We start from the raw sequence: 22782 nt of genomic DNA, 5'->3' as shown, positions 1-22782 counted from the left end.
CTTGGATATCGTTCGCGCTCGCGCCGGTCGAACGTTCCACGCCCGAACACAGGCGGCGGCCCGGCGCGCTCCGCACACCCCAGGGGGATCAAGCAGTGCCCAGCAGACGTCGCGTCGGCCTCGCCGCCGCACTCGTGAGCTCGACCGTCATCGTGAGCGCGCTGCCGGCCATGGCCGCGCATGCCGATCCCGCGTACCTGTACGTGGACAACAACAACCCCACGTCGTGCTCGGACAGCGGCCCGGGCACCGAGATGGGCCGGCCGTTCTGCAGCATCCAGGCCGCCGCCGACGCGGCGCAGCCGGGCCAGACCATCCGGGTCGGCGGGTTCCAGTACACGGAACAGGTCACGCTGAAGCAGTCCGGCACCCCGGGGCACCCGATCACGATCCAGGGCGAGGGTTCCCCCATCGGCCGTCGGCCGCACGTCGAGATCGCCCCCGGCGGGTACCCGTCGACCACGAAGGCACCGCACGCCTTCGTGGCATCCGGGGTGCACGACATCACGATCAAGAACTTCTGGCTGAGCGACTCCGACGAGGAGGCGGTGCTCGTCGCCGACTCCGAGCGCATCACGGTCGACGGCAACGCCGTGACGCGTGCGGGGGCTCAGGTCACGAAGGCCACGACGTCACCGCCCACCAACCCGGACAACAACACGTCGGCCGTCCGCCTCACCGGCAAGACCCGCGACGTCACGATCAGCCGCAACCAGATCGGCGGCAGCGGCCGGGCGGGCGTCGCCATCGAGCCCGGGGTGACCGGGACCATCGTCACCACCAACGCCTTCGCCGGGGTCTACGACTTCCGCGCCTCGAACATCATCGTCGCCGACAGTGCGCCGGGCACCGTGGTGAACAGCAACACCATCGGCGGCACCTGCGGCACCGGCATCGTGCTCACCGGCAGCTCCACCGGTTCGACCGTGGTGAACAACATCGTCCAGGTCCACCGGAACTGCGACGTGAACGTCGGCGTCGGCGTGATGGTGGCGTCGGGCTCCGTCCCCGGCACCAGGTCCGACTACAACGTGCTGTACACCGACAGCCCGGACACCCACGCCTACTCCTGGGACGGCACGCTCTACCGGTCACCCGCCGACCTCGCCGCAGCCACCGGCCAGGGGCAGCACGACCTGACGGCGGACCCGAAGTTGTCCGATTACAACGCGATGCTGGAGGACGTGACCCCCGGCGCCGACTCGTCGGCGGTGGACTCCGCCGACGCCACCGCGCCCGGCCAGCTGGACACGGACATCTACGGCAACTCGCGCGTCGACGACCCGCTCGTGCCCAACACCGGCACCGGCGTGGGCTACCACGACCGCGGGGCAGCCGAGTACCAGAACCCGCTCAAGGTCTCGCTGGACCACGGGGCGTACATGCCCGACCAGCCCATGGCCGTCACGTTCCACGGCGGGACGACCTCGACCTGGTACCCGGCCACCACGACCATGGACTTCGGGGACGGCAGCCCGGTCGTGACCGCGCCGACCTTCCCGCTGACGCACACCTACGCCGCCGCGGGGCGGTACACCGCCACGCTGACCGCTACCGACAGCAACGGCACCGTCAAGAAGACCACCACGCCCGCCGACGTGGCGAGCGGCCCGATCACCGCCGCCGTCCAGGTCCAGCGCTCGGCCTCGGCCCCCGCGAGCATCGCGGTCACCGGCTCGTACAACAGCCCGTGGCCGGTCTCGGACTACAGCGTCGACTTCGGTGACGGCCAGTACCAATGGTTCCGGTCGCAGCCCGCCGGCCCGGTCACGCACACCTACGCCAAGCCCGGCCGTTACCTCGTGCGACTGACCGTCCGGGACGACCACGGCCGCAGCGCCACCGCCGACGGTTTCGCCCACGCCAACTTCACCGACCCCGCCGACCGGGCGATCGCCGGCCGCTGGAGCACCGGCAAGCCCGCCGCCAACGGCCTGTTCAACAACGGCACCTGGGCACTTCGCTCCACCGGCGACTGCTGCAAGGCCGACATCACCCAGGTCGCCTTCGGCCAGGCCGGAGACCTCCCCGCCACCGCCGACTGGGACGGCCTCGGCCACGACCAGCTCGGCATCTACCGCAACGGCACCTTCGCCCTGCGCCACGACAACGGCACCGTCACCGCCATCCCCTTCGGCGACACCGGCGACATCCCCGTCCCCGGCTACTGGGACGGCAACGGCCACGCCCAACTCGCCCTCTACCGGCCCGGCATCGCCACCTTCATCGTCCGCCACGACGACGGCACCCTCACCACCGCCGCCTTCGGCCAGCCCGGAGACATCCCCGTCGCCGGCGACTGGGACGCCACCGGCCACTTCCAGCTCGGCATCTACCGGGCAGGCACCTTCGCCCTGCGCCACGACGACGCCACCGTCTCCACCGCCACCTGGGGCAACCCCGGCGACCAGCCCATCGTCGGCGACTGGTACGCCAAGGGCCGCATGACCTACGGCATCTTCCGCCCCACCGACCCCTCCTACGCCCTCAGCGGCGCATACACCGGCATCTACGGCTACGCCGGCCAGGTCTACTAACCGGAACACACAAGCGGCCCTGCACCCCATCCAAGGGTGCAGGGCCGCCGTGTTGCTGCGAGGTGTCACCCTTCCTGCTGCGGCTTGCGGCGCAGAGCCATGAGCAGCAGGAACGCCGCCGTCAGGGCCGCCGAGAGGCGCAGTACGCCCGGGGCGGACGCCCAGGTCATCTGCCCGAGCTGCGAGCCTGGTCCGGCTCCCGCCTGGCCGTGCTGGGTCTGGCGCATCTGGTAGAGGGTGGACGCGCTCATCGTGATCAGCGGGATGCCGAAGATCGCGAACTTGCGGGTGAGGTCCTTGAGTTGGCTGGAGAGGTAGCCGAGGCCCCAGCCCGCCAGCATGGCCGGGAAGAAACCGGTCCAGGCGCCGCCCGCGAGGAGGGCGGAGGCGAGCAGGAGCAGCGGGGACGGGCGGCGGCCGGCGAGTGCGCTCTTCTTCGGAGGCTTCGAGGACTGCCCTGGCTTCGCGGAACCGGCGGCTCTGGCGGCCTTCTTCTCCTTCCGTGCCTTCTTCGGCTTCGCCCCGGCCGCCGACTGCGGCCCAGTCGGCTGCGCGGGCGGCTCGTCGCCCTCCGCCGCCCGCTGCTCGGGGATCTGCTTCGGCGGGGCCGCCGGCGCGTCCGAGAAGTTGAGCATCACGAGGTCCCAGCCGCCCCCGCCGGAGTGGATCACCTGCGGCGGCGGTACGGCGTCCGGGTCGGCCTCCTCCGCGGGCTCGCGCGGCGGGTCGAGCGGCACGGCTGACATGCCCGGCACGCCGGGCGCAGTGGCGGCGTCGTACACGCTGTCGTCGGAGCCGTCGTGGGAGCCGTCCCGGGCACCGTCGCGGGTCCCCGCGGACTCACCGCCCGACCGCGCGCTCCACGGCCCGCTCTTGCGCCACCACTCGCCGTCCGTCATCCCCGACACCCCGCCTCGCCCGTACCCTGCCCGACCCACCGAACCACCCTCGGCGTGACGCTACCCACCAGTCCCCCACCCACGCGAGTCCCGACCCCGGGTCCACCGGCGCCGCACCCGACTAACCTAGGTCGAATGACCACACAGCAGGGCCCCCAACGCTCCGGCAGGTCCGCCGCCGGCCCCCGCACGCTCGCCGAGGAGCTGCGCGCCCGCCCGGACGACGGTCTGGCCGCCCTGCTCCGCGCCCGCCCGGACCTGCTCAACCCGGTGCCCGGCGACCTCACCCAGCTGTCCGCCCGGCTGTCGTCGCGCGCCTCCGCGCTGCGCGCCCTGGAGCGGCTCGACCGGTTCACCCTGCAGGTCGCCGAGGCGCTGGCCACCGCGCCGGACGGCACCACGCTCACCACCGTCCGCACCCTGCTGACCGGCCCCGCGAAGGTCAAGCCGCACCCGGGCGCCACCCCGCTCACCCCGGCCGACCGGTCCGCCGTGGCCACAGCGCTGCCCCGGGCGATCGCCACCCTGCGCGACCGCGCCCTGCTGTGGGGTCCGGACAACGGGCTGCGCCTGGTCCTCGCCGTCCGCGAGGCGCTCGCGCCGACCGCCGCCAATCCCGGACGCACCGGCCTCGGCCCGACGCTCGCCGACGCCACCATGGGCATGTCCCCGGCCCGGCTGCAGCAGCTGCTCGCCTCCGCCGGCCGGCCCGCGACGCCGGACCCGGTCACCGCCGTCGCCGCGCTCACCGCGCTGCTCGCCGACCGCGCCCGCTGCGACGCCCTGCTCGCCACCGCCCCCGAGCCGGCGCTGCGGCTGCTGGAGCGCCTCGTCTGGGGCCCGCCCACCGGCACCGTCCCGGACGCGGCCCGCCCGGTCACCGCCGAGGACGCGCAGAGCCCCGTCGAGTGGCTGCTCGCCCGCGGCCTGCTGCTGCCGAGCGGCCCCGGCAGCGTCGTCCTGCCGCGCGAACTCGCCCTGCACCTGCGCGGCGGGCGCACCCACCGCACCGTCGAGCCCGCCCAGCCCGAGCCCCGGCCCGCCGCTCCACCGCGCGATCCACAGGCTGTGGACAGCGCCGCCGCCGGCCAGGCCCACACCGCCGTCAAGACCGTCGAGGAGCTGCTCGACCTGTGGGGCCTCACCCCGCCGCCCACCCTGCGCGCGGGCGGCCTCGGCGTGCGCGACCTCAAGCGCACCGCCCAGGCCCTGGAGACCACCGAGCAGCAGACCCCCTTCTGGCTCGAACTCGCCTACACCGCTGGCCTGCTGGCCCCGGACGGCGAGGCCGACGAGTGCTGGGCCCCGACCCCGGCGTACGACACCTGGCTCCAGCAGGACACCGCCGAGCGCTGGTCCGTCCTCGCCACCGCCTGGCTCGCGGCCACCCGCGTGCCCGGCCTCACCGGCACCCCGGACGGCAAGGGCAAGCCGCGCGCCGCCCTCGGCCCCGAACTCGACCGCACGCTCGCCCCGTCCGTCCGCCGCGCCGCCCTCGCGCTGCTCGCCGAACTCCCGCCCGGCACCCCCGCCACCGCCGCCGAACTGCTGCCCACCCTGCGCTGGCAGCGCCCGCTGCGCGGCGGCCCGACCGGCCCGGGCGGCCACGAACTGCGCGACGACCTCGCCGGCTGGGCCCTCGCCGAGGCCGAACTCCTGGGGATCACCGGCCGCGGCGCCCTCGCCGCCCCCGCCCGCGCGCTGCTCACCGCCGAGGCCGACCCGGCCGAGGTGCTGGCCCCGCTGCTGCCCCGGCCGCTCGACCACGTCATCCTGCAGCCCGACCTCACCGCGATCGCCCCGGGTCCGCTGCTCACCCCGCTCGCCCAGGCGCTCGCGCTCTGCGCCGACATCGAGTCCAAGGGCGGCGCCACCGTCTACCGGTTCACCCCGGCGTCCGTGCGCCGCGCCCTCGACGCCGGACGCACCGCCGCCGACCTGCGGGCCTTCCTGGAGCAGCACTCGCGCACGCCCGTCCCGCAGCCGCTGACGTACCTGATCGACGACGTCGCCCGCCGGCACGGCGTCCTGCGGGTCGGCGCCGCGTCCTCGTACCTGCGCTGCGACGACACCTCGCTGCTCGGCGAGGTCCTCGCCGACCGCCGCTCCGCCGACCTGCGGCTGCGGCTGCTCGCCCCGACCGTCCTCGCCTCCCAGGCCGCCCCGGACGTCCTGCTCGCGACGCTGCGCACGATGGGCTACGCCCCGGCCGCCGAGTCCGCCGAGGGCGACGTGCTGATCACCCGCCCGGACAGCCACCGCACCCCGCCGCGCACCGCGCCGACGCCCGTCCCGGACGGCCCCCCGAGCCCCGACGACACCCTGCTCGCCGCCGCCATCAAGGCCATCCGGGCCGGCGACCGCGCCGCGACCGCCACCCGCCGCGAGCCGGCCCCCGACCCGCGCAAGCTGCCGCGCACGGCCGCCGCCGAGACGCTGGCCACCCTCCAGACCGCCGTCCTGCTCGGCGAGCGGATGTGGATCGGCTACCTCAACGCCGAGGGCATCGCCAGCCAGCGGATCATCGACCCGGTCAAGGTCGAGGGCGGCTTCGTCACCGCCTTCGACCACCACGCCGACGAGCTGCGCACCTTCGCCCTGCACCGCATCACGGGCGTGGCCGAACTGGAGGACTGAACGGGCTCAGTGCCCCTGCGACTCCTTCATCTTCTCCTTGACCGCCTGGTCCGCCAGGGTGCCGATCTGCCCCTGCCCGACCGGCAGTTCGCCCCCGGTGACGGTGTCCGCCAGCAGGAACCCGGGCGCGGCGAGCAGCCCGCCCGGCCCCTCCCCGATGCCCGCGAGGGCGTGCGCCGAGCCGGCGGAGGAGGCGGTGGCGGCGAAGGCCGTCCCCATGAGGGCGAGGGCGGTGAGAACACGCTTCGACTTGTTCATGCCCGGCCCAACGAGCGACACCCGCCGTGGTCACCACGCGGTTGCGGCCCGGGCGCACCCGGCGTAGTCCGGAGACAGGGGCACCCGACAAGGAGGCATCCACCATGCTCGGCGATCGGATAGCGGAGTTCACCACCACGGAGAGCGGCCGGCGGGTCCTCGCCACGGTCGGCAGCCCCGCACTGGAAGTCTCGATGACCGGCACCGGCCAGGTCCTCGGCCACCCCGCCCGGGAGTTCGTCACCTACGAGGCCGAGCTCCGCCCCGACGGCTCGCTGTTCGGCGAGGGCCAGGGCATCGGCATGTCCGACAAGGGCGAGGCCTACAGCTGGCACGGCAGCGGCATCGGCCACTTCACCGAGGGCGGCGCCGTCCGCTGGCGCGGCAGCATCTACTTCGAGAGCTCCGCGGACGCCTTCCTGCGCCTCAACGACCTGGTCGGCCTGTTCGAGTTCGAGAACGACCCCCAGGGCAACGGCAAGGCCGTCCTGTACGAGTGGAAGTAGCCCACCCACGTTCACCGCGGAATGAGCGACACTGGAGGGTCTGCGTCAAACCACCCTGTCAGCCAGTGGAGGGCTCCCCCGCGTGAACGACGGACCGCTCATCGTCCAGAGCGACAAAACTCTTCTCCTGGAGATCGACCACCCCAAGGCCTCCGACTGCCGCCGCGCCATCGCGCCCTTCGCCGAACTGGAGCGGGCGCCCGAGCACGTGCACACGTACCGGGTGACGCCGCTCGGGCTGTGGAACGCGCGGGCCGCCGGGCACGACGCGGAGCAGGTGGTCGACGCCCTGGTGACGTACTCGCGCTACCCGGTGCCGCACGCGCTGCTGGTGGACGTGGCCGACACCATGGCCCGTTACGGGCGCCTCCAGCTCAACAAGCACCCCGTCCACGGGCTCGTGCTCACCACCACCGACCGGCCGGTCCTGGAGGAGGTGCTGCGCTCCAAGAAGATCGTCCCGCTGGTCGGCGCCCGGGTCGACCCGGACAGCGTGGTCGTGCACCCCTCCGAGCGCGGCCAGATCAAGCAGGTGCTGCTCAAACTCGGCTGGCCCGCCGAGGACTTCGCCGGGTACGTGGACGGCGAGGCGCACCCCATCGACCTGGAGCAGGACGGCTGGCAGCTGCGCCCGTACCAGGCGCAGGCCGTCGAGGGCTTCTGGCACGGCGGCTCCGGCGTCGTCGTGCTGCCCTGCGGCGCCGGCAAGACGCTGGTCGGCGCCGCCGCGATGGCGGAGGCGAAGTCGACCACGCTGATCCTGGTCACCAACACCGTCTCGGCCCGGCAGTGGAAGCACGAGCTGGTCAAGCGCACCTCGCTCACCGAGGACGAGATCGGCGAGTACAGCGGCACGAAGAAGGAGATCCGCCCGGTCACCATCGCCACCTACCAGGTGATGACGACCAAGCGGAAGGGCGTGTACGCGCACCTGGAGCTGTTCGACGCCCGCAACTGGGGCCTGGTCGTCTACGACGAGGTCCACCTGCTGCCCGCGCCGGTGTTCAAGTTCACCGCCGACCTCCAGGCCCGCCGGCGCCTCGGCCTGACCGCGACGCTCGTGCGCGAGGACGGCCGCGAGGGCGACGTGTTCAGCCTCATCGGCCCCAAGCGCTTCGACGCGCCGTGGAAGGAGATCGAGGCGCAGGGCTACATCGCGCCCGCCGACTGCTGCGAGGTGCGGGTCACCCTGACCGACTCCGAGCGGCTCGCCTACGCGACCGCCGAACCGGAGGAGCGCTACCGCTTCTGCGCCACGACGGCGACCAAGCGGCGGGTGGTGGAGGCGCTGGTCAGGAAGCACGAGAAGGACCAGACGCTGATCATCGGCCAGTACATCGACCAGCTGGACGAGCTCGGGGAGGCGCTCGACGCTCCGGTGATCAAGGGCGAGACCAGCAACGCGCAGCGCGAGAAGCTGTTCGACGCGTTCCGGAACAAGGAGATCGGCGTCCTCGTGGTCTCCAAGGTCGCGAACTTCTCGATCGACCTGCCCGAGGCCACGGTGGCCATCCAGGTCTCCGGGACCTTCGGCTCCCGCCAGGAGGAGGCCCAGCGCCTCGGCCGCGTCCTGCGCCCGAAGGCGGACGGCCACGCGGCGCACTTCTACTCGGTGGTCGCCCGGGACACCGTGGACCAGGACTTCGCCGCGCACCGGCAGCGCTTCCTGGCCGAGCAGGGCTACGCCTACCGCATCATCGACGCGGACGACGTGCTCTAGCGGGGTTCAGTACCGGACACCGTCGCGCCCGAGGAAGATCACGCGCGCGGCGGTGTCCAGGGCGATCCCGACGTTGCGGACGGCGGTGGCGAGCGGGTTGCGGTGGCGGCCCGGGAGGGCGGTGGCACCGGCCGGGGCTGTGCTGGGGTTCCGTGTGCTCATGTCTTCAACGGTAGGCACCCGACCGGCCGAAGGCATCACTCCAAAGGCCGCATCCGCCGGGCCGGACCTCGTCCTCCGGGTGTATGCGCACCCCTGAGAGCTGCGGGGCTGGAACCCCGAGACGGACAGGTCTAAGATCGTCCGTCTGCCCCCTCCCGAACCGTGGTACCTGCTGAAGTCCCGCAGGCAGCCGGGGGAGGCGCCGACCGCACGGCAACCGGCCGGCCGTACCCACCGTGAGCTCCATCGATCCGCTGCGCCCGCCACCGGGGCAGCCGGGAAGGTTCGCCGTGCCCGCCACCCCCACCACCGACCCCCTCCAGCGCGAACGCGACCACCTGGCCGCGTCCCGGTCCGCGCTGCGAGCGATGCGCGAGGACGTCCAGTCGCTGGACCTGCGCGACGTGACCGGCACCTGGGTGTCCGCCGCCGTCCTCCAGAACCAGATCGAGGCCAGGATCGCCGCCCTGGCCGACCTCGCCGACACCCCGCTGTTCTTCGGCCGCCTCGACTACCTGCACGCGATCAGCGAGGAGCTGTCCGAGGGCGGCGGAGGAGAGAACTTCTACATCGGCCGCCGCCACGTGCACGACGCCGACGGCGACCCGATGGTGATCGACTGGCGCGCGCCGGTCTCCCAGCCGTTCTACCGGGCCAGCCTCACCGAGCCGATGGACGTCGAGCGCCGCCGCCGCTTCGGCTACACCGGCGGCGAGCTCACCGCGTACGAGGACGAGCACCTCACCGACCCCGAGGAGACGGAAACCTCCTCCGCCCTCCTCGCCGCCGAGATCGAGAAGCCCCGCGTCGGCCCGATGCGCGACATCGTCGCCACCATCCAGCCCGAGCAGGACGAGATCGTCCGCTCCGACGTCACGGGCACCATCTGCGTCCAGGGCGCCCCCGGCACCGGGAAGACCGCCGTCGGCCTGCACCGCGTCGCGTACCTGCTGTACGCGCACCGCGAGCGCCTCGCCCGCACCGGCACGCTGGTGATCGGCCCGAACAACGCGTTCCTCTCCTACATCGAGCAGGTCCTGCCCGCCCTCGGGGAGCTCGACGTCGCGCAGGCCACCGTGCAGCAGCTGGTCGGGCACGTCGAGGTCAGGGGCGAGGACACCCCCGAGTCGGCCCGGCTGAAGGGCGACGCCCGGATGGCCGAGGTGCTGCGCCGGGCCGTCCGCTCGGGCATCGCGCTGCCCACCGAGCCTTGCGTGGTGGTCCGCGGCTCCCGCCGCTGGCGCGTCCCCGTCCACGAACTGGCGGAGATCATCGAGGAGTTGAAGGGACGAGACACCCGCTACGGCGCCGCCGGCGAGGCGCTGCCGCAGCGCATCGCGCACACCGTGCTGCTGAAGATGGAGCAGTCCGGCGAGGCCCCGGACGACCGGGTGCAGGACGCGGTGGCCCGCAACTCCGCGGTCAAGGCCGTCGTCAAGCAGTGCTGGCCGCCGGTCGACCCGGCCAAGCTGGTGCTGCGGCTGCTCTCCGACCCGGAGTTCCTGGCCGCGTGCGCCGAGGGCGTGCTCACCGCCGAGGAGCAGCGGGCGGTGCTGTGGCCCAAGCCCGGCCGCTCGGTGAAGACGGCCCGCTGGACGGCGGCGGACGCCGTCCTGGTCGACGAGGCCGGCGACCTGGTCCAGCGCACGCCCTCGCTCGGGCACGTGGTGCTGGACGAGGCCCAGGACCTCTCCCCGATGCAGTACCGCGCGGTCGGCCGCCGCTGCACCACCGGCTCGGCGACCGTCCTCGGCGACCTCGCCCAGGGCACCACCCCGTGGGCCACCGCGAGCTGGCCGGACGCCCTGCACCACCTGGGCAAGCCGGGCGCCCACGTCGAGGAGCTCACCAAGGGCTTCCGGGTGCCGGAAGAGGTCATCGCGTACGCCTCCCGGCTGCTGCCCGCGATCGCCCCCGGCCTGGCCCCGGCGACCTCGGTGCGCGACACCGCGGGGTCGCTGGCGATCCGCCGGGTCGCGGACGGGGAGCTGACGGAGGCGGTGGTCGAGGCCTGCCGGCGGGCCCTGGAGCACGAGGGTTCGACCGGCCTGATCGCCGCCGACGCGCGCGTCCCGCTGTTCGCCGAGGCGCTGGCCGCGGCCGGCCTGCCGCACCTCTCCCCCGGCGCCGAGACCAGCGCCGAGGCCCGGCTGACGCTCGTCCCGGCCTCACTGGCCAAGGGTCTGGAGTACGACTACGTGGTGCTGGACGAGCCGGCCGCCGTGATCGCCGGCGAACCGGACGAGCGCACCGGCCTGCGCCGCCTGTACGTGGCGCTCACCCGCGCCGTCTCGGGCCTGACCGTCCTGCACGCGGAGCCGCTGCCCGAACAGCTCGGATAGCGGCGGAGGGGCCGGCCCGCATCCGGACCGGCCCCTCCCGCGCGCGACGGACACCGGTCGACCGGCTGTCGGCGCTTCCACGCTCAGCCGTCGATCAGGGCCCGCCACTCGGCGACCTTCGCCGCGTCGACCGGCGCCTGCCACCCGCCGGCGCGGACCGCGCCGCCGACGTGGAAGGCGTCGAAGCCGGCCGCCCGCAGCTCCGGCACGTGCTCGGCCCGCAGGCCGCCGCCGATCAGGATCCGCTGCCCGTACCCGGGTTCGGCCTTCCTGGCCAGTTCCGCGAGGAGCACCTCGCGCCCGGCGTCCACGCCGCCCGGCGCGCCCGAGGTGAGGAAGGTGTCCAGTCCGGGCAGCGCGCCGACGGCCGCGCGGACGGCGGCCCGGTCGGCGCTGTGGTCGATCGCCCGGTGGAAGGTCCACCGGCAGCCGGCCACCGCGTCCGCGACCGCCGCGGTGGCGGCGAGGTCGACGGCGCCGTCCGCGTCGAGGAAGCCGAGGACGAACTCCTCGGCCCCCTCGGCGCGGAGCCCGGCGGCGCGGGCGCGCAGCTCGTCCAGGTCGCCCGGCGCGAAGCCGTCCCGGAGGCGGAGCATGACGCGCAGCGGCAGGTCGACGGCGGCCCGGATCCGGGCGAAGTCCTCGACGGACGGGGAGAGTCCGTCGGCGGCCATGTCCGTGACCAGTTCGAGCCGGTCGGCGCCGCCCGACTCGGCGGCCCGGGCGTCCTGGGGGGTCAGCGCGATGACTTCGAAAATTGGTCTAGACATATCCGTAGCCTGCCACATCCGCCCACCCCCGGCGAGCCCGCCGCCCGCTTCCGGTCACCGGCCCCGGCGACCGGCTCGGGGTCACGCCGCGGCGCGCTCCTCGTCGACGTCGCCGCCGCCGGGGCCGCCCGTGCCGCCCCGCCCGATCCTGTGCATCGCCACCGCGGCGATCACCATCAGCCCGATCACCGGCAGCGCGACCGGCAGCAGCCGGGAGAACCCGCCCGACTCGCGCCAGATGTTGAACAGGCTCGCGAACGTCGTCAGCGACAGCACCGCGACGCCCACGGCGGCCGGGAACTCCTTGCCGCGCAGAGCGGTGAAGGTCAGCAGCACCGGCACGAGCAGCAGCACCGCGAACCACTGCGAGTCCAGCGGGAAGGTGGTGTCGTCCCAGCGCTGGAGCCACACCAGCCCGGCGCCACCGACCACCGAGGCCAGCACCACCCCGCGGGTGCGCCAACCCGGCTTCGGCAGCAGGTCCGTCGGCGCCGCGAGCAGCAGGACGGCGGCCAGGGCGGCCGGCAGGGTCGCCATGCCGACGTACCCGGCCCACCACAGGTCGAAGAACACCGGCCCGGTGAACGCCTGCGCCAGGACGGCCAGTCCGAGCACCGCCTGGATCGAGGCGACGACGCGCACGGCCGTCCACCGCCCGAGCAGCGCCGCGATCGCGAGCAGCAGCGCGGTCACCGGCGGCGCGAGGATCGTGGCCCACGTGGTGTACGAGTGGTCCCAGGTGAGCTTGAAGGAGGCCCCGTCCGGGTCGGTGACCCACGGGACCAGCCCCGAACCGGCCAGCGCGCCGGCCACCATCGGCGCGGCGAGCCCGAGCACCCGCCCGAGCATCCCGGAGCCGGTCAGCCCGAGCCGCACCCGCAGCCCGTACGCGGCCAGGTCGAAGACCTCCCGGGCGACGGCCGAGCGGTCGGCCTCGGCCGTGGCGTCGGCGAAGACGGCGGCGATCTCCTCGCCGCGCTCGCGGCGGTACCGGGACGGGTACAGCTGGAGAGCGGCCCGCAGCGCGCCCGAGGGCGCTCCGATCGTGGGTGTGGTCATGCGAAACTCCCCCTCGTCAAGGTCCGCAGCGCGGTCCCGGGCTTCCCCTTCAGCGCCGACCGGACGGTGGCCAGCCGGCGCTCCGCCTCGGCCGCGACCGACCGCAGCCGCTCCGCCTCGGTGGCGAGCGCCGTCCGGCCGGGGCCGGTCAGCGCGTAGGTGCGGCGGGCCCGGCCGTCCACGATCTCCTCGGCGGCGACCTCGATCAGGCCCTGCTGGAGCAGGCGGTCGAGGGCGCCGTAGAGGGTGCCGGTGCGCATCTTGACCCGGCCGTCGGAGATCTCGGAGATCTCCTGGATGAGCGCGTAACCGTGCCTGGGCGCGTCGGCCAGTGCGGTGAGCAGCAGCAGCGTCGGCTCCTGCATCGAGCGTTCTGTCATGCGTCTACATATATCGTCAACCGGCATATAGGTCCAGCACCGGTCCCCCCGGAGAGGCGTCCGTTACACGACCAGCACAATGGCGCCCATGCCGAACACCGAGGACCTGCTCGCCGACTGGACCGCCCTGCTGCACCGCTGCGGCACCACCGTCGACCCCGAGCCGTACGGGCGGGAGCTGCTCCGGCGCTGGGCCGAGCCGCAGCGCAGGTACCACACCGCCGACCACCTGCGCGCGGTCCTGCGGCACGTCGACGGCCTCGCCGCGCACGCCGCCGACCCGGACGCCGTCCGCCTCGCCGCCTGGTTCCACGACGCCGTCTACCGGCCCGACCGCTCCGAGAACGAGGAGCGCAGCGCGGCGCTCGCGGTCCGGGCCCTGACCGCCGCCGGTCTGCCCGCCGCGCGGACGGCCGAGGTCGAGCGCCTCGTCCTGCTCACCGTCACCCACGACCCCGCTCCGGGCGACCGCGACGGCGAGGTGCTGTGCGACGCGGACCTCGCCGTGCTCGGCGGCACCCCCGAGGCGTACGCGGCCTACGCGGACGCCGTCCGCGAGGAGTACGGCTTCGTGCCCGAGCCGGACTTCCGGGCGGGCCGGGCGGCCGTCCTGCGCCGACTCCTCGCCCTGCCCGCGCTCTACCGCACCCCGGCCGCCCACGAGCGCCTCACCGCGCCCGCGCGGGCCAACCTGGCGGCCGAACTCGAACTACTGGAGAACCAGGGCGTGTCCTAGACCAACTTGCCGACCGGCGCGACGGCGGCGCCCTGCTTGCCGCACACCCAGTGCGGGTCCGGCCCCAGCTCCGGCTCCACGCTCAGCGCGTGCGGGTTCCCGTCGGCCGCGCAGGCGGTGCACAGCGGCCAGCGCCCGTACGCCTCCAGCAGCGCGTCCTGGACGTCCTGGGCGACCAGCCCGAGCACGTACTCGGTGCCGTCCGGCCACTGCTCCAGCCACCACCGCCGGTGCGTGACGGCCTGCTCCACGAGCGAGACGACGGCGGCGTCCGCCACGTCCCGCGCGGTGAGGTCGGACAGGATCTGCGCACGGGCCTCGTGCAGGGCGGTCTCGATGTCAGCCATCCGTCGATTCTCCCAAACAACGCCGCGTGGGCGGCCCCCCGAAGGGAACCGCCCACGCGATCGGAACACCGATCCGGTCGTACGACCCGGATCAGAAGTCCATGTCACCGCCCGGCATGCCGCCGGCCGGGGCCGCGGCCTTCTCCGGCTTGTCGGCGATGACGGCCTCGGTGGTCAGGAACAGGGCCGCGATCGAGGCGGCGTTCTGCAGCGCCGAGCGGGTCACCTTGGCCGGGTCGATGATGCCCACGGCGATCAGGTCGACGTACTCGTTGGTGGCGGCGTTCAGGCCGTGACCGGCGGGGAGGTTGCGCACCTTCTCCACCACGACGCCGCCCTCGAGGCCGGCGTTGGTCGCGATCTGCTTGATCGGGGCCTCCAGCGCCACGCGGACGATGTTGGCACCGGTGGCCTCGTCGCCCTCGAGCTCCAGCTTGTCGAACGCGACGGCGGCCTGCAGCAGGGCGACGCCACCACCGGCGACGATGCCCTCCTCGACGGCGGCCTTGGCGTTGCGGACGGCGTCCTCGATGCGGTGCTTGCGCTCCTTGAGCTCCACCTCGGTGGCCGCGCCGGCCTTGATGACGGCCACGCCGCCGGCCAGCTTGGCGAGGCGCTCCTGGAGCTTCTCGCGGTCGTAGTCCGAGTCGCTGTTCTCGATCTCGGCGCGGATCTGGTTCACGCGGCCCGCGACCATCTCGCTCTCGCCGGCACCGTCGACGATCGTGGTCTCGTCCTTGGTGATGACGACCTTGCGGGCGCCGCCCAGGAGGTCCAGACCGGCGTTCTCCAGCTTCAGGCCGACCTCCTCGGAGATCACGGTGCCGCCGGTGAGGGTGGCGATGTCCTGGAGCATGGCCTTGCGGCGGTCGCCGAAGCCCGGGGCCTTGACGGCGACGGACTTGAAGACGCCCTTGATCTTGTTGACGATCAGGGTCGAGAGGGCCTCGCCCTCGACGTCCTCGGCGATGATGACGAGCGGCTTGCCGCTCTGCATGACCTTCTCCAGCAGCGGGAGCAGGTCCTTGATGCCGCCGATCTTGGAGTTGGCGATGAGGATGTACGGGTCCTCGAACGTCGCCTCCATCCGCTCCAGGTCGGTGGCGAAGTAGGCGGAGATGTAGCCCTTGTCGAAGCGCATGCCCTCGGTGAGCTCGAGCTCCAGACCGAAGGTGTTGCTCTCCTCGACGGTGATGACGCCTTCCTTGCCGACCTTGTCCATGGCCTCGGCGATGAGCTCGCCGATCTGGGTGTCGGCGGCCGAGATGGAGGCGGTGGAGGCGATCTGCTCCTTGGTCTCCACGTCGGTGGCCTGGGCCAGGAGCTGGTCCGAGACGGCGGCGACGGCCTTCTCGATGCCGCGCTTCAGGGCCATCGGGTTGGCGCCGGCGGCGACGTTGCGCAGACCCTCGCGAACCAGGGCCTGGGCGAGCACGGTGGCGGTGGTGGTGCCGTCACCCGCGACGTCGTCCGTCTTCTTGGCGACCTCCTTGACGAGCTCCGCGCCGATCTTCTCGTACGGGTCCTCGAGCTCGATCTCCTTGGCGATGGAGACACCGTCGTTGGTGATCGTGGGGGCGCCCCACTTCTTCTCCAGCACGACGTTGCGACCCTTGGGGCCGAGCGTGACCTTCACTGCGTCGGCGAGCTGGTTCATGCCACGCTCAAGGCCGCGGCGAGCTTCCTCATCAAAGGCGATGATCTTGGCCATCTGAAGTGGTCCTCCGGGACACGGTCGACTGCTCGGACCAAGGGGTGCCCGCGACGGACGGCCAAGGTGTGCGGGGGTCTATTCCCCTACCGCTCCCAGGGCCTCACCGACCCGGTCCGCTGTCACTCTCAAGCTGTGAGTGCTAACGCCAATGATTAGCACTCCGGGTGGTCGAGTGCAAGCCCAATCGCCAAGCCGGGAGCCGCCGCGGGAACGCCGACGGGCCCGCACGACGCGTGTCGCGCGGGCCCGTCGAGAAGCGAGTGGTCACCAGCCGTGGGCCGCGCCGAGCTCCTGGAGCCGGAAGGGGTCAGACCGCGCGGACCATGTCCGCCTGCGGGCCCTTCTGTCCCTGGGAGATCTCGAACTCGACCCGCTGGCCCTCCTCGAGGGTGCGGTAGCCGTCCATCTGGATCGCGCTGTAGTGGACGAAGACGTCCGCACCACCGTCGACCGCGATGAAGCCGTAGCCCTTCTCCGCGTTGAACCACTTGACGGTGCCCTGAGCCATTCCGAACTCCCCTAGTGCTGTGCTGGCCCTTCACGGTCCCGCAGGTCGCGGGCCCGGGTTGGTTGTGAAGGCCGGCCCGGGGAACCCCCCCTGGGCGCAGCCGTGCACGCCGCGATCAACCGCCCCGAACGACATCCGTGAGCGGGTGATTGCGTCGACCGCGGCTGAATGTATCCGGATCGACGCCCTCTGCAACAGGGCCCTCCGCGGTGAATTCCGGGTCCGCGTCAAGGGACAGGACGGGCCGAATCGGAAGGAACTCCGCAATTCACGCCGGACATAGCGGACGGATTACACAAATCCCCTGGAGAATTCTGACATCCGCGTGACATGTTTCCCGGACCCGGTCCCCGGGCGGTCTCAACGGACGGACGGCGGAGCGGCGGTTCGCACGGGGAGGGTGAGGGGGACCCTTGTTCCCGGCCGAGCGACACTCTACTCCCACTCGACCGGGAAATATTCCCGCCGAAATGCGAGCGGCCGCCCCCGCGCACGGAATGCGGAATTCCGTGCACGCGGGTGGCCGGTCGGAGCGGGGCGCGGCTCAGCAGCCGCCGGCCACCGCCGGAATGATCGAGACGCTGGCACCGTCCTTGATCTCGGTCGCCAGTCCCTCGGCGAATCGCACGTCGTCGTCGTTCACGTACACGTTCACGAAACGGCGCAGCTTGCCGGTGTCGTCCAGGATGCGCGCGGAGATGCCCGCGTGGTTCTTCTCCAGGTCGGCGATGACGTCGCCCAGGGTCCCGCCGTCGGCGGTGACCTCGGCGGACCCGCCGGTGTAGGTGCGCAGGATGGTGGGGATGCGGACGGTGGCGCTCATGGGTGGCTCTCCTCGTGGGGGAATCAGGCGGACGCGAGGCCGGCGGTGCGGAAGGACTCCAGCGTCGGGCGGATGACCGCGGTCATCCCGGCATCGGCGACGGCGTCCAGGGTCTTGAGGCCGTCACCGGTGTTGATCGCGACGGTCTCCTTGGCCGGATCCAGCTGCCCGGTCTCGACCAGCTTCTTGAGCACGCCGACGGTCACGCCGCCCGCGGTCTCGGCGAAGATGCCCTCGGTGCGGGCCAGCAGCCGGATGGCGGCCACCACCTCGGCGTCGGTGACGTCCTCGACCGCTCCGCCGGTGCGCCGCGCGATGTCCAGCACGTACGGGCCGTCCGCCGGGTTGCCGATCGCCAGCGACTTGGCGATGGTGTCCGGCTTCACCGGCTTGATCACGTCCCGGCCGGCCTTGAACGCCGCGGAGACCGGCGAGCAGCCCTCGGCCTGGGCGCCGAAGATCCGGTACGGCCGGTCCTCGACCAGCCCGAGCTTGATCAGCTCCTGCAGGCCCTTGTCGATCTTCGTGAGCTGCGAGCCCGAGGCGATCGGGATGACGATCTGCTCCGGCAGCCGCCAGCCGAGCTGCTCGCAGATCTCGTACGCGAGCGTCTTGGAGCCCTCGCCGTAGTACGGGCGGAGGTTGACGTTGACGAAGCCCCAGCCCTCGCCGGCCGGGTCGCCGATCAGCTCCGAGCAGAAGCGGTTCACGTCGTCGTAGTTGCCCTCGATGCCGACCAGCTCGCCGCCGTACACACCGGCCATGACGACCTTGCCCTGCTCCAGGTCGTGCGGGATGAACACGCACGAGCGGAACCCGGCCCGGGCCGCCGCCGCACCCACCGCACCGGCCAGGTTGCCGGTCGACGAGCAGGAGAGCGTGGTGTAGCCGAAGGCGCGCGCGGCCTCGATCGCGCAGGCCACCACGCGGTCCTTGAACGAGTGCGTCGGGTTCCCCGAGTCGTCCTTCACGTACAGGTTCGCGGTGAACCCGAGCTCGCGACCGAGGTTGTCCGCCTTGACCAGCGGGGTCCAGCCGGGATTCAGGTTCGGCTTCGAAGCGACGTCCGCGGGCACCGGCAGCAGCGGCGCGTAGCGCCAGATCGACGCGGGCCCGGCCTCGATGCGCTTGCGCAGCTCCTCGGCGGCCTCGCTCCCGAACTCGTACGCGATCTCCAGCGGCCCGAAGCACTCCACACAGGCGAAGCTCGGACCGAGCGGGAAGCGGGTGCCGCACTCCCGACAGGACAGGGCGGTGGCGGGGCCGAGATCCACGGATGCGGGTGCGACTGTGTCGATAGCCATGATGGCGGAGGCCTCTCTCCTCATCTTCCCCGTGGTGCGGGCGCACCACGGGCCGGAATTGGCACCTGTCCCGCCGGGGCCTGGTGAAAGCCGCGCGAGAAGGTTGCCGGGACGTCAACGGGCCGTTCCCTCAGTCCCTCTGGATGAGCATGTGAAGTTGTCGTCAGCGGTGACCCCGGCGTGCGAAGGTCCGACCGCTGTACGAAGACTGTATCCGAAGGCGCCGAGCCCGAAAGGGACCGTCCGCCACGCGAGATGGCCCGTTCCACCCCGATCCGCCGAGGAGAGTCCCGTGCCCGCCGAACCGACCCCCGCACTCCTCCCGCAGGCGGCCTCCTGGCTGGGCCGCCGCTCGTGGAGTGCGGCCGACCGGCCGGTCGACACCCTCCTGGCGGCCAAGCGCCGCACCGGCCACACCGTCAGCGTCGTCCTGCCCGCCCTCGACGAGTCGGCCACCGTCGGCGACATCGTCCGCACGATCCGGCGCGAGCTGATGGAGCGCCTCCCCCTCGTCGACGAGCTCGTCGTCGTCGACTCCGGCTCCGCCGACGACACCGCCGCCGTGGCCGCCGCGGCCGGCGCCCGGGTCGTGCCGCGCGACGGGATCCTGCCCCGGCTGCCCGCCGTGCCCGGCAAGGGCGAGGTGCTGTGGCGCTCGCTGCTGGTCACCCGCGGCGACATCGTCTGCTTCGTCGACGCCGACCTGCGCGAGTTCGACCCCGCCTTCGTCTCCGGCACCGTCGGCCCGCTGCTCACCGAGCCGGACATCCAGCTGGTCAAGGCCATGTACGACCGCCCGCTCGAAGTCAGCGGCTCCGCCGGGGACCCCGACGCGGTCTTCCCGGCCGGCGGTGGCCGGGTGACGGAACTGGTCGCCCGCCCCCTCCTCAACCTGCACTGGCCGGAACTCGCCGGTTTCGTCCAGCCGCTCGGCGGTGAGTACGCGGCCCGCCGCGTACTGCTCGAACGGCTCCCCTTCCCCACCGGCTACGGCGTCGAACTCGGCCTCCTGGTCGACGCGTTGGAGCTCGTCGGCCTCGACGCCCTGGCCCAGGTCGACGTCGGCGTCCGCCACCACCGCCACCAGGACGGCCAGGCCCTCGGCCGGATGGCCGCCACCATCTACCGCACCGCGCTGGAACGCCTCGACCGCGCCCACCGCCTCAAGGCCTCGGCCGACCTCGTCCACCCGCTGCTCACCCAGTTCACCCGCGACCCGGAGACCCGCGCGTTCACCGCCCACACGCACCCCGTGACGGCCACGGAACGCCCCCCGATGCACACCGTCCCCGAGTACGCGAAGCGCCGCACCGACGGGTGACAGACCCGAACAGTGCGGCCGCTGCGATCTCGCCGGTTGTCCGGCGATTGGTTTGCGACGTCTGCCGACCGGCAACGTACCAACCGTGACTCCTCCCCCTCTCGACGAGGAGGCTTCCCACTCGACCCCTGCGGAGCCTCATGGCGGCCAAGCCCTGACCGCTGCATGTCGCAGGTCTTCGACGGTACGGCCGCGCTGCGCTCCGCTCCGCCGTACGCTCGGATTCCACCCCGAAGGGTGAACGGGTAGACCCAGAAGAGGACTCATGGCCGATTCATCGACCAAACGTTCGAGCGCGACCGTGCTGGTGGCGTCCAACCGCGGACCGGTCTCCTTCAGCACCGCGGACGACGGCACGCTGACCCTCAAACGCGGTGGCGGAGGCCTGGTCTCCGGCCTCTCCGCGATCGACGACCCGAACGCCGTCTGGGTGTGCGCCGCCCTGGGCGACGCGGACCGCCGGGCCGCCCGCGAAGCCCCCCACGGCCGCCTCGACCTGGCCGGCCACGACGTCGGCGGACAGGCCGTCCGGATGCTGGACATCGACCCGGAGACCTTCGCCCGCGCCTACAACGGCGTCGCCAACTCGACCCTCTGGTTCGTCAGCCACCTGCTCTACGCCACGCCCACCGCCCCCGCCTTCGACGCCGGCTTCCGCACCGAGTGGGCCGCCTACGAGACGTACAACCGGGCCTTCTCGGACGCCCTCGCGGCCGAGGCCGCCCCGAACGCCGCCGTCCTGGTCCAGGACTACCACCTGTCCCTCACCCCGGCCCTGCTCCGCGCGGCCCGCCCCGACCTGCGCATCGGCCACTTCTCCCACACCCCGTGGGCCCCGCCCGAGTACTTCCGGCTCCTCCCGGACGACGTGGCCAGGGCCGTCCTCACCGGCATCCTCGGCGCCGACCGGGCCGGCTTCCTCACCGAACGCTGGGCGAGGGCCTTCGCCGCGTGCTGCGAGGAGATCCTGCACGCGACCGTCGACCACGACGCCCTCACCATCACCCACGACGGCCGCACGACCCGCCTCGGCGTGCACGCCCTGGGCGCCGACGCCGACTTCCTGCGCGAGCGCGCCCACCGCCCGGACGTCGACGAGCGCCTCGCCGCCCTGCGCGAGGCCGTCGGCGACCGGCGCACGATCGTCCGGGTCGACCGCACCGAACTCAGCAAGAACATCGTCCGGGGCCTGCTCGCCTACCGCCACCTCCTGCGCACGCGCCCGGAGTGGCACGACCGCGTCGTGCACATCGCCTTCGCCTACCCGTCCCGCACGGACCTCGCCGAGTACCGCGACTACACGGCCCGGGTGGAGCAACTCGCCGAAGCGATCAACACCGAATTCGCCACCCCCACCTGGCAACCACTGATCCTGCACGTCAACGACGACTTCCCGCGCTCCCTCGCCGCCTACCGGCTGGCCGACGTCGCCCTGGTGAACCCCATCCGGGACGGCATGAACCTGGTGGCCAAGGAAGTCCCGGTGGTCTCCGACCACGGCTGCGCGCTCGTCCTGTCCCGCGAGGCCGGCGCCCACAGCGAACTGGCCGACGACGCGATCTCCGTGAACCCGTACGACGTCATCGAGACGGCCGACGCCCTCCACGCGGGCCTCACCATGCCCGACGAGGAGCGCGCCGACCGCACCAAGCGCCTGGCCGCGGCGGCCACCGCGCTCCCGCCGCAGCAGTGGTTCCTGGACCAGCTCAACGCGCTCTGATCGCCTCGCCCAGATCCGCCAGCAGCTCCACCACGCCCGCCGGCCCGGGCACCACCAGGTCAGCCCGGTCGGCGAGCTCCCGCACCGGCGCGTCCCCCACCGCGCCGCTGCACACCAGAAGACCCGCGAGCCCCTCCCCGCGCAGCTTCTCGACGGCGGCGAAAGCCGCGACGTCCCCCAGGTCGTCCCCCGCGTAGAGCACGGCCCGAGCCCCGACCTCCCGCAGGAAGCCGGTCAGCGCGGCCCCCTTGTCCACCCCTGGAGGCCGGAGTTCCAGAACCAGCCGCCCGGGCTCCACCACCAGCCCGTGCTCCGCCGCCAGATCGGCGACCGGCCCCCGCAGCAGCTCCAGCGCCTCCTCCGGCACCTCCGTACGCCGCGTGTGCACGGCCAGCGAGCGCCCCTTGTCCTCGACCCACGTCCCCTCGGGCGCCCCCACGGCGGCCAGCACCCCGGGCAGGGCCCCCCGCGCGGCGGCCACCCCCGGATGCACGTCGGGCGCCGAGAGCTCACCGGCCTCCCAGCGCTCGGCGCCGTAGTGCCCGAGCACCACGACCCCGGGAAGCCCGGCCAACCCCCCGTACTCGACCGCGAGGGCAGCCGGCCGCCCGGTGATGACGACCACCGAGCGAACGAACGGAGTCACGCTGCGGAGCGCCCCCGCCACCCCCGGATGCGCCCGAGCCCGCGAGGGATCCGCGACGATCGGCGCGAGCGTCCCGTCGAAGTCCAGAGCGACCACGGCATCACCGGGCGAAGCGAGGATCCCCCGAACCCCGTCCCGCCCGGCCCCGGTCACCGGCACCCACGTCTCAACAAAACCCATGCGGTGCCCATACCCCGAAACCCGCACGCCCCCACCCCCCACCAACGCATCCCCTCAACCACCCCCCATCCCGTCCTCAGCCACCCCCTCCCCGCCGCACCAACGCACCCCCTCACCCACCCCCTCCCCTCATCCCTCCCCAGAGAGAGGGTGCGCTGCGGGAGGGGGTGGCGGAGGGGGTGGCCGCGGAGAGGGGCGTGACGGGTGAGTGTC

Annotated in this window: 20 protein-coding genes and 1 riboswitch; of the genes, 8 read left to right on the top strand and 12 right to left on the bottom strand. The window is 73.0% G+C overall.

Annotation, left to right across the window (positions count from 1 at the left end; translation table 11 throughout):
- Positions 1-95 precede the first annotated feature (95 nt).
- Positions 96-2537, top strand: a complete 2442-nt coding sequence (locus tag ACFV4G_RS01995; RefSeq protein WP_380435492.1) for a PKD domain-containing protein — start codon at positions 96-98, stop codon at positions 2535-2537.
- A gap of 65 nt (positions 2538-2602) precedes the next feature.
- On the opposite strand, the gene ACFV4G_RS01990 is transcribed toward ACFV4G_RS01995, so the two are convergent.
- Positions 2603-3436 (bottom strand): hypothetical protein, encoded by an 834-nt coding sequence (locus ACFV4G_RS01990; protein ID WP_380435490.1) that lies wholly within the window; start codon positions 3434-3436, stop codon positions 2603-2605.
- A gap of 135 nt (positions 3437-3571) precedes the next feature.
- Between ACFV4G_RS01990 and ACFV4G_RS01985 the strand changes: the two genes are divergently transcribed.
- Entirely contained in the window at positions 3572-6073 is a 2502-nt protein-coding gene (locus ACFV4G_RS01985; RefSeq protein ID WP_380435488.1) for a helicase-associated domain-containing protein, read from the top strand.
- A 6-nt stretch (positions 6074-6079) separates the two neighbouring features.
- On the opposite strand, the gene ACFV4G_RS01980 is transcribed toward ACFV4G_RS01985, so the two are convergent.
- The gene (locus tag ACFV4G_RS01980; RefSeq protein ID WP_380435486.1) at positions 6080-6331 is read right to left on the bottom strand and encodes a hypothetical protein; all 252 of its coding nucleotides are present in this window, start codon (positions 6329-6331) and stop codon (positions 6080-6082) included.
- A 104-nt stretch (positions 6332-6435) separates the two neighbouring features.
- Between ACFV4G_RS01980 and ACFV4G_RS01975 the strand changes: the two genes are divergently transcribed.
- Together ACFV4G_RS01975 and ACFV4G_RS01970 are read left to right on the top strand one after the other, a co-directional pair.
- A complete protein-coding gene (locus ACFV4G_RS01975) occupies positions 6436-6837 on the top strand; it encodes a hypothetical protein (protein ID WP_380435484.1) in 402 nt (133 codons plus the stop codon).
- Between the two features lie 82 nt (positions 6838-6919).
- Positions 6920-8557, top strand: coding sequence for a DNA repair helicase XPB (locus ACFV4G_RS01970; protein ID WP_380435482.1), 1638 nt, complete (start codon positions 6920-6922; stop codon positions 8555-8557).
- Positions 8558-8563: 6 nt separating this feature from the next.
- Here ACFV4G_RS01970 and ACFV4G_RS01965 read toward each other — a convergent pair whose 3' ends face one another.
- The gene (locus ACFV4G_RS01965; protein ID WP_380435480.1) at positions 8564-8719 is read right to left on the bottom strand and encodes a hypothetical protein; all 156 of its coding nucleotides are present in this window, start codon (positions 8717-8719) and stop codon (positions 8564-8566) included.
- 290 nt (positions 8720-9009) lie between these two features.
- Between ACFV4G_RS01965 and ACFV4G_RS01960 the strand changes: the two genes are divergently transcribed.
- A complete protein-coding gene (locus ACFV4G_RS01960) occupies positions 9010-11061 on the top strand; it encodes a HelD family protein (protein WP_380435478.1) in 2052 nt (683 codons plus the stop codon).
- An 83-nt stretch (positions 11062-11144) separates the two neighbouring features.
- On the opposite strand, the gene ACFV4G_RS01955 is transcribed toward ACFV4G_RS01960, so the two are convergent.
- From ACFV4G_RS01955 to ACFV4G_RS01945, 3 genes are all read right to left on the bottom strand, one after another.
- Positions 11145-11831 carry a copper homeostasis protein CutC gene (locus ACFV4G_RS01955; protein ID WP_380435476.1) on the bottom strand — a complete coding sequence of 229 codons (687 nt, stop codon included), beginning with the start codon at positions 11829-11831 and terminating at the stop codon, positions 11145-11147.
- An 81-nt stretch (positions 11832-11912) separates the two neighbouring features.
- Complete coding sequence (locus ACFV4G_RS01950) at positions 11913-12890, bottom strand: hypothetical protein (RefSeq protein WP_380435474.1); 978 nt, start codon at positions 12888-12890, stop codon at positions 11913-11915.
- The gene (locus ACFV4G_RS01945) at positions 12887-13270 is read right to left on the bottom strand and encodes a PadR family transcriptional regulator (protein ID WP_380435472.1); all 384 of its coding nucleotides are present in this window, start codon (positions 13268-13270) and stop codon (positions 12887-12889) included. Before ACFV4G_RS01945 ends, ACFV4G_RS01950 begins: the two co-directional genes overlap by 4 nt.
- A gap of 88 nt (positions 13271-13358) precedes the next feature.
- Here ACFV4G_RS01945 and ACFV4G_RS01940 point away from each other — a divergent pair, with 88 nt between their 5' ends.
- A complete protein-coding gene (locus ACFV4G_RS01940; protein ID WP_380435470.1) occupies positions 13359-14006 on the top strand; it encodes a hypothetical protein in 648 nt (215 codons plus the stop codon).
- Here ACFV4G_RS01940 and ACFV4G_RS01935 read toward each other — a convergent pair.
- The 5 genes from ACFV4G_RS01935 to thrC form a co-directional block, all read right to left on the bottom strand.
- Positions 14003-14353: a hypothetical protein gene (locus ACFV4G_RS01935; RefSeq protein WP_380435468.1), complete on the bottom strand. Its 351-nt coding sequence runs from the start codon at positions 14351-14353 to the stop codon at positions 14003-14005. The two genes, ACFV4G_RS01940 and ACFV4G_RS01935, sit on opposite strands and share 4 nt — an antisense overlap.
- Positions 14354-14444: 91 nt before the next feature.
- Positions 14445-16064 (bottom strand): chaperonin GroEL, encoded by a 1620-nt coding sequence (gene groL, locus ACFV4G_RS01930; protein ID WP_380435466.1) that lies wholly within the window; start codon positions 16062-16064, stop codon positions 14445-14447.
- A 310-nt stretch (positions 16065-16374) separates the two neighbouring features.
- Positions 16375-16575 carry a cold-shock protein gene (locus ACFV4G_RS01925; protein ID WP_153461112.1) on the bottom strand — a complete coding sequence of 67 codons (201 nt, stop codon included), beginning with the start codon at positions 16573-16575 and terminating at the stop codon, positions 16375-16377.
- 544 nt (positions 16576-17119) lie between these two features.
- Positions 17120-17398, bottom strand: coding sequence for a ubiquitin-like small modifier protein 1 (locus tag ACFV4G_RS01920; RefSeq protein WP_380435464.1), 279 nt, complete (start codon positions 17396-17398; stop codon positions 17120-17122).
- A 23-nt stretch (positions 17399-17421) separates the two neighbouring features.
- Positions 17422-18702, bottom strand: a complete 1281-nt coding sequence (gene thrC, locus ACFV4G_RS01915; RefSeq protein ID WP_380435462.1) for a threonine synthase — start codon at positions 18700-18702, stop codon at positions 17422-17424.
- A gap of 17 nt (positions 18703-18719) precedes the next feature.
- Positions 18720-18852, bottom strand: a riboswitch (SAM riboswitch).
- A 142-nt stretch (positions 18853-18994) separates the two neighbouring features.
- On the opposite strand from thrC, the gene ACFV4G_RS01910 reads away from it, so the two are divergent.
- Positions 18995-20023 (top strand): glucosyl-3-phosphoglycerate synthase, encoded by a 1029-nt coding sequence (locus tag ACFV4G_RS01910; RefSeq protein ID WP_380435460.1) that lies wholly within the window; start codon positions 18995-18997, stop codon positions 20021-20023.
- A 265-nt stretch (positions 20024-20288) separates the two neighbouring features.
- The gene (locus tag ACFV4G_RS01905) at positions 20289-21743 is read left to right on the top strand and encodes a trehalose-6-phosphate synthase (protein ID WP_380435458.1); all 1455 of its coding nucleotides are present in this window, start codon (positions 20289-20291) and stop codon (positions 21741-21743) included.
- Here the strand turns inward: ACFV4G_RS01905 and otsB are convergent.
- On the bottom strand, positions 21730-22569 hold the full coding sequence (gene otsB, locus ACFV4G_RS01900; protein ID WP_380435456.1) for a trehalose-phosphatase: 840 nt from the start codon (positions 22567-22569) through the stop codon (positions 21730-21732). The genes ACFV4G_RS01905 and otsB overlap by 14 nt on opposite strands.
- Positions 22570-22782: the final 213 nt, after the last annotated feature.

It is taken from the genome of Kitasatospora sp. NPDC059747 (assembly GCF_042732955.1).
Taxonomy (GTDB): domain Bacteria; phylum Actinomycetota; class Actinomycetes; order Streptomycetales; family Streptomycetaceae; genus Kitasatospora.
The sequence above is the reverse complement of the archived record's forward strand: the minus strand, read 5'-3'. Positions and strand labels throughout refer to the sequence as shown.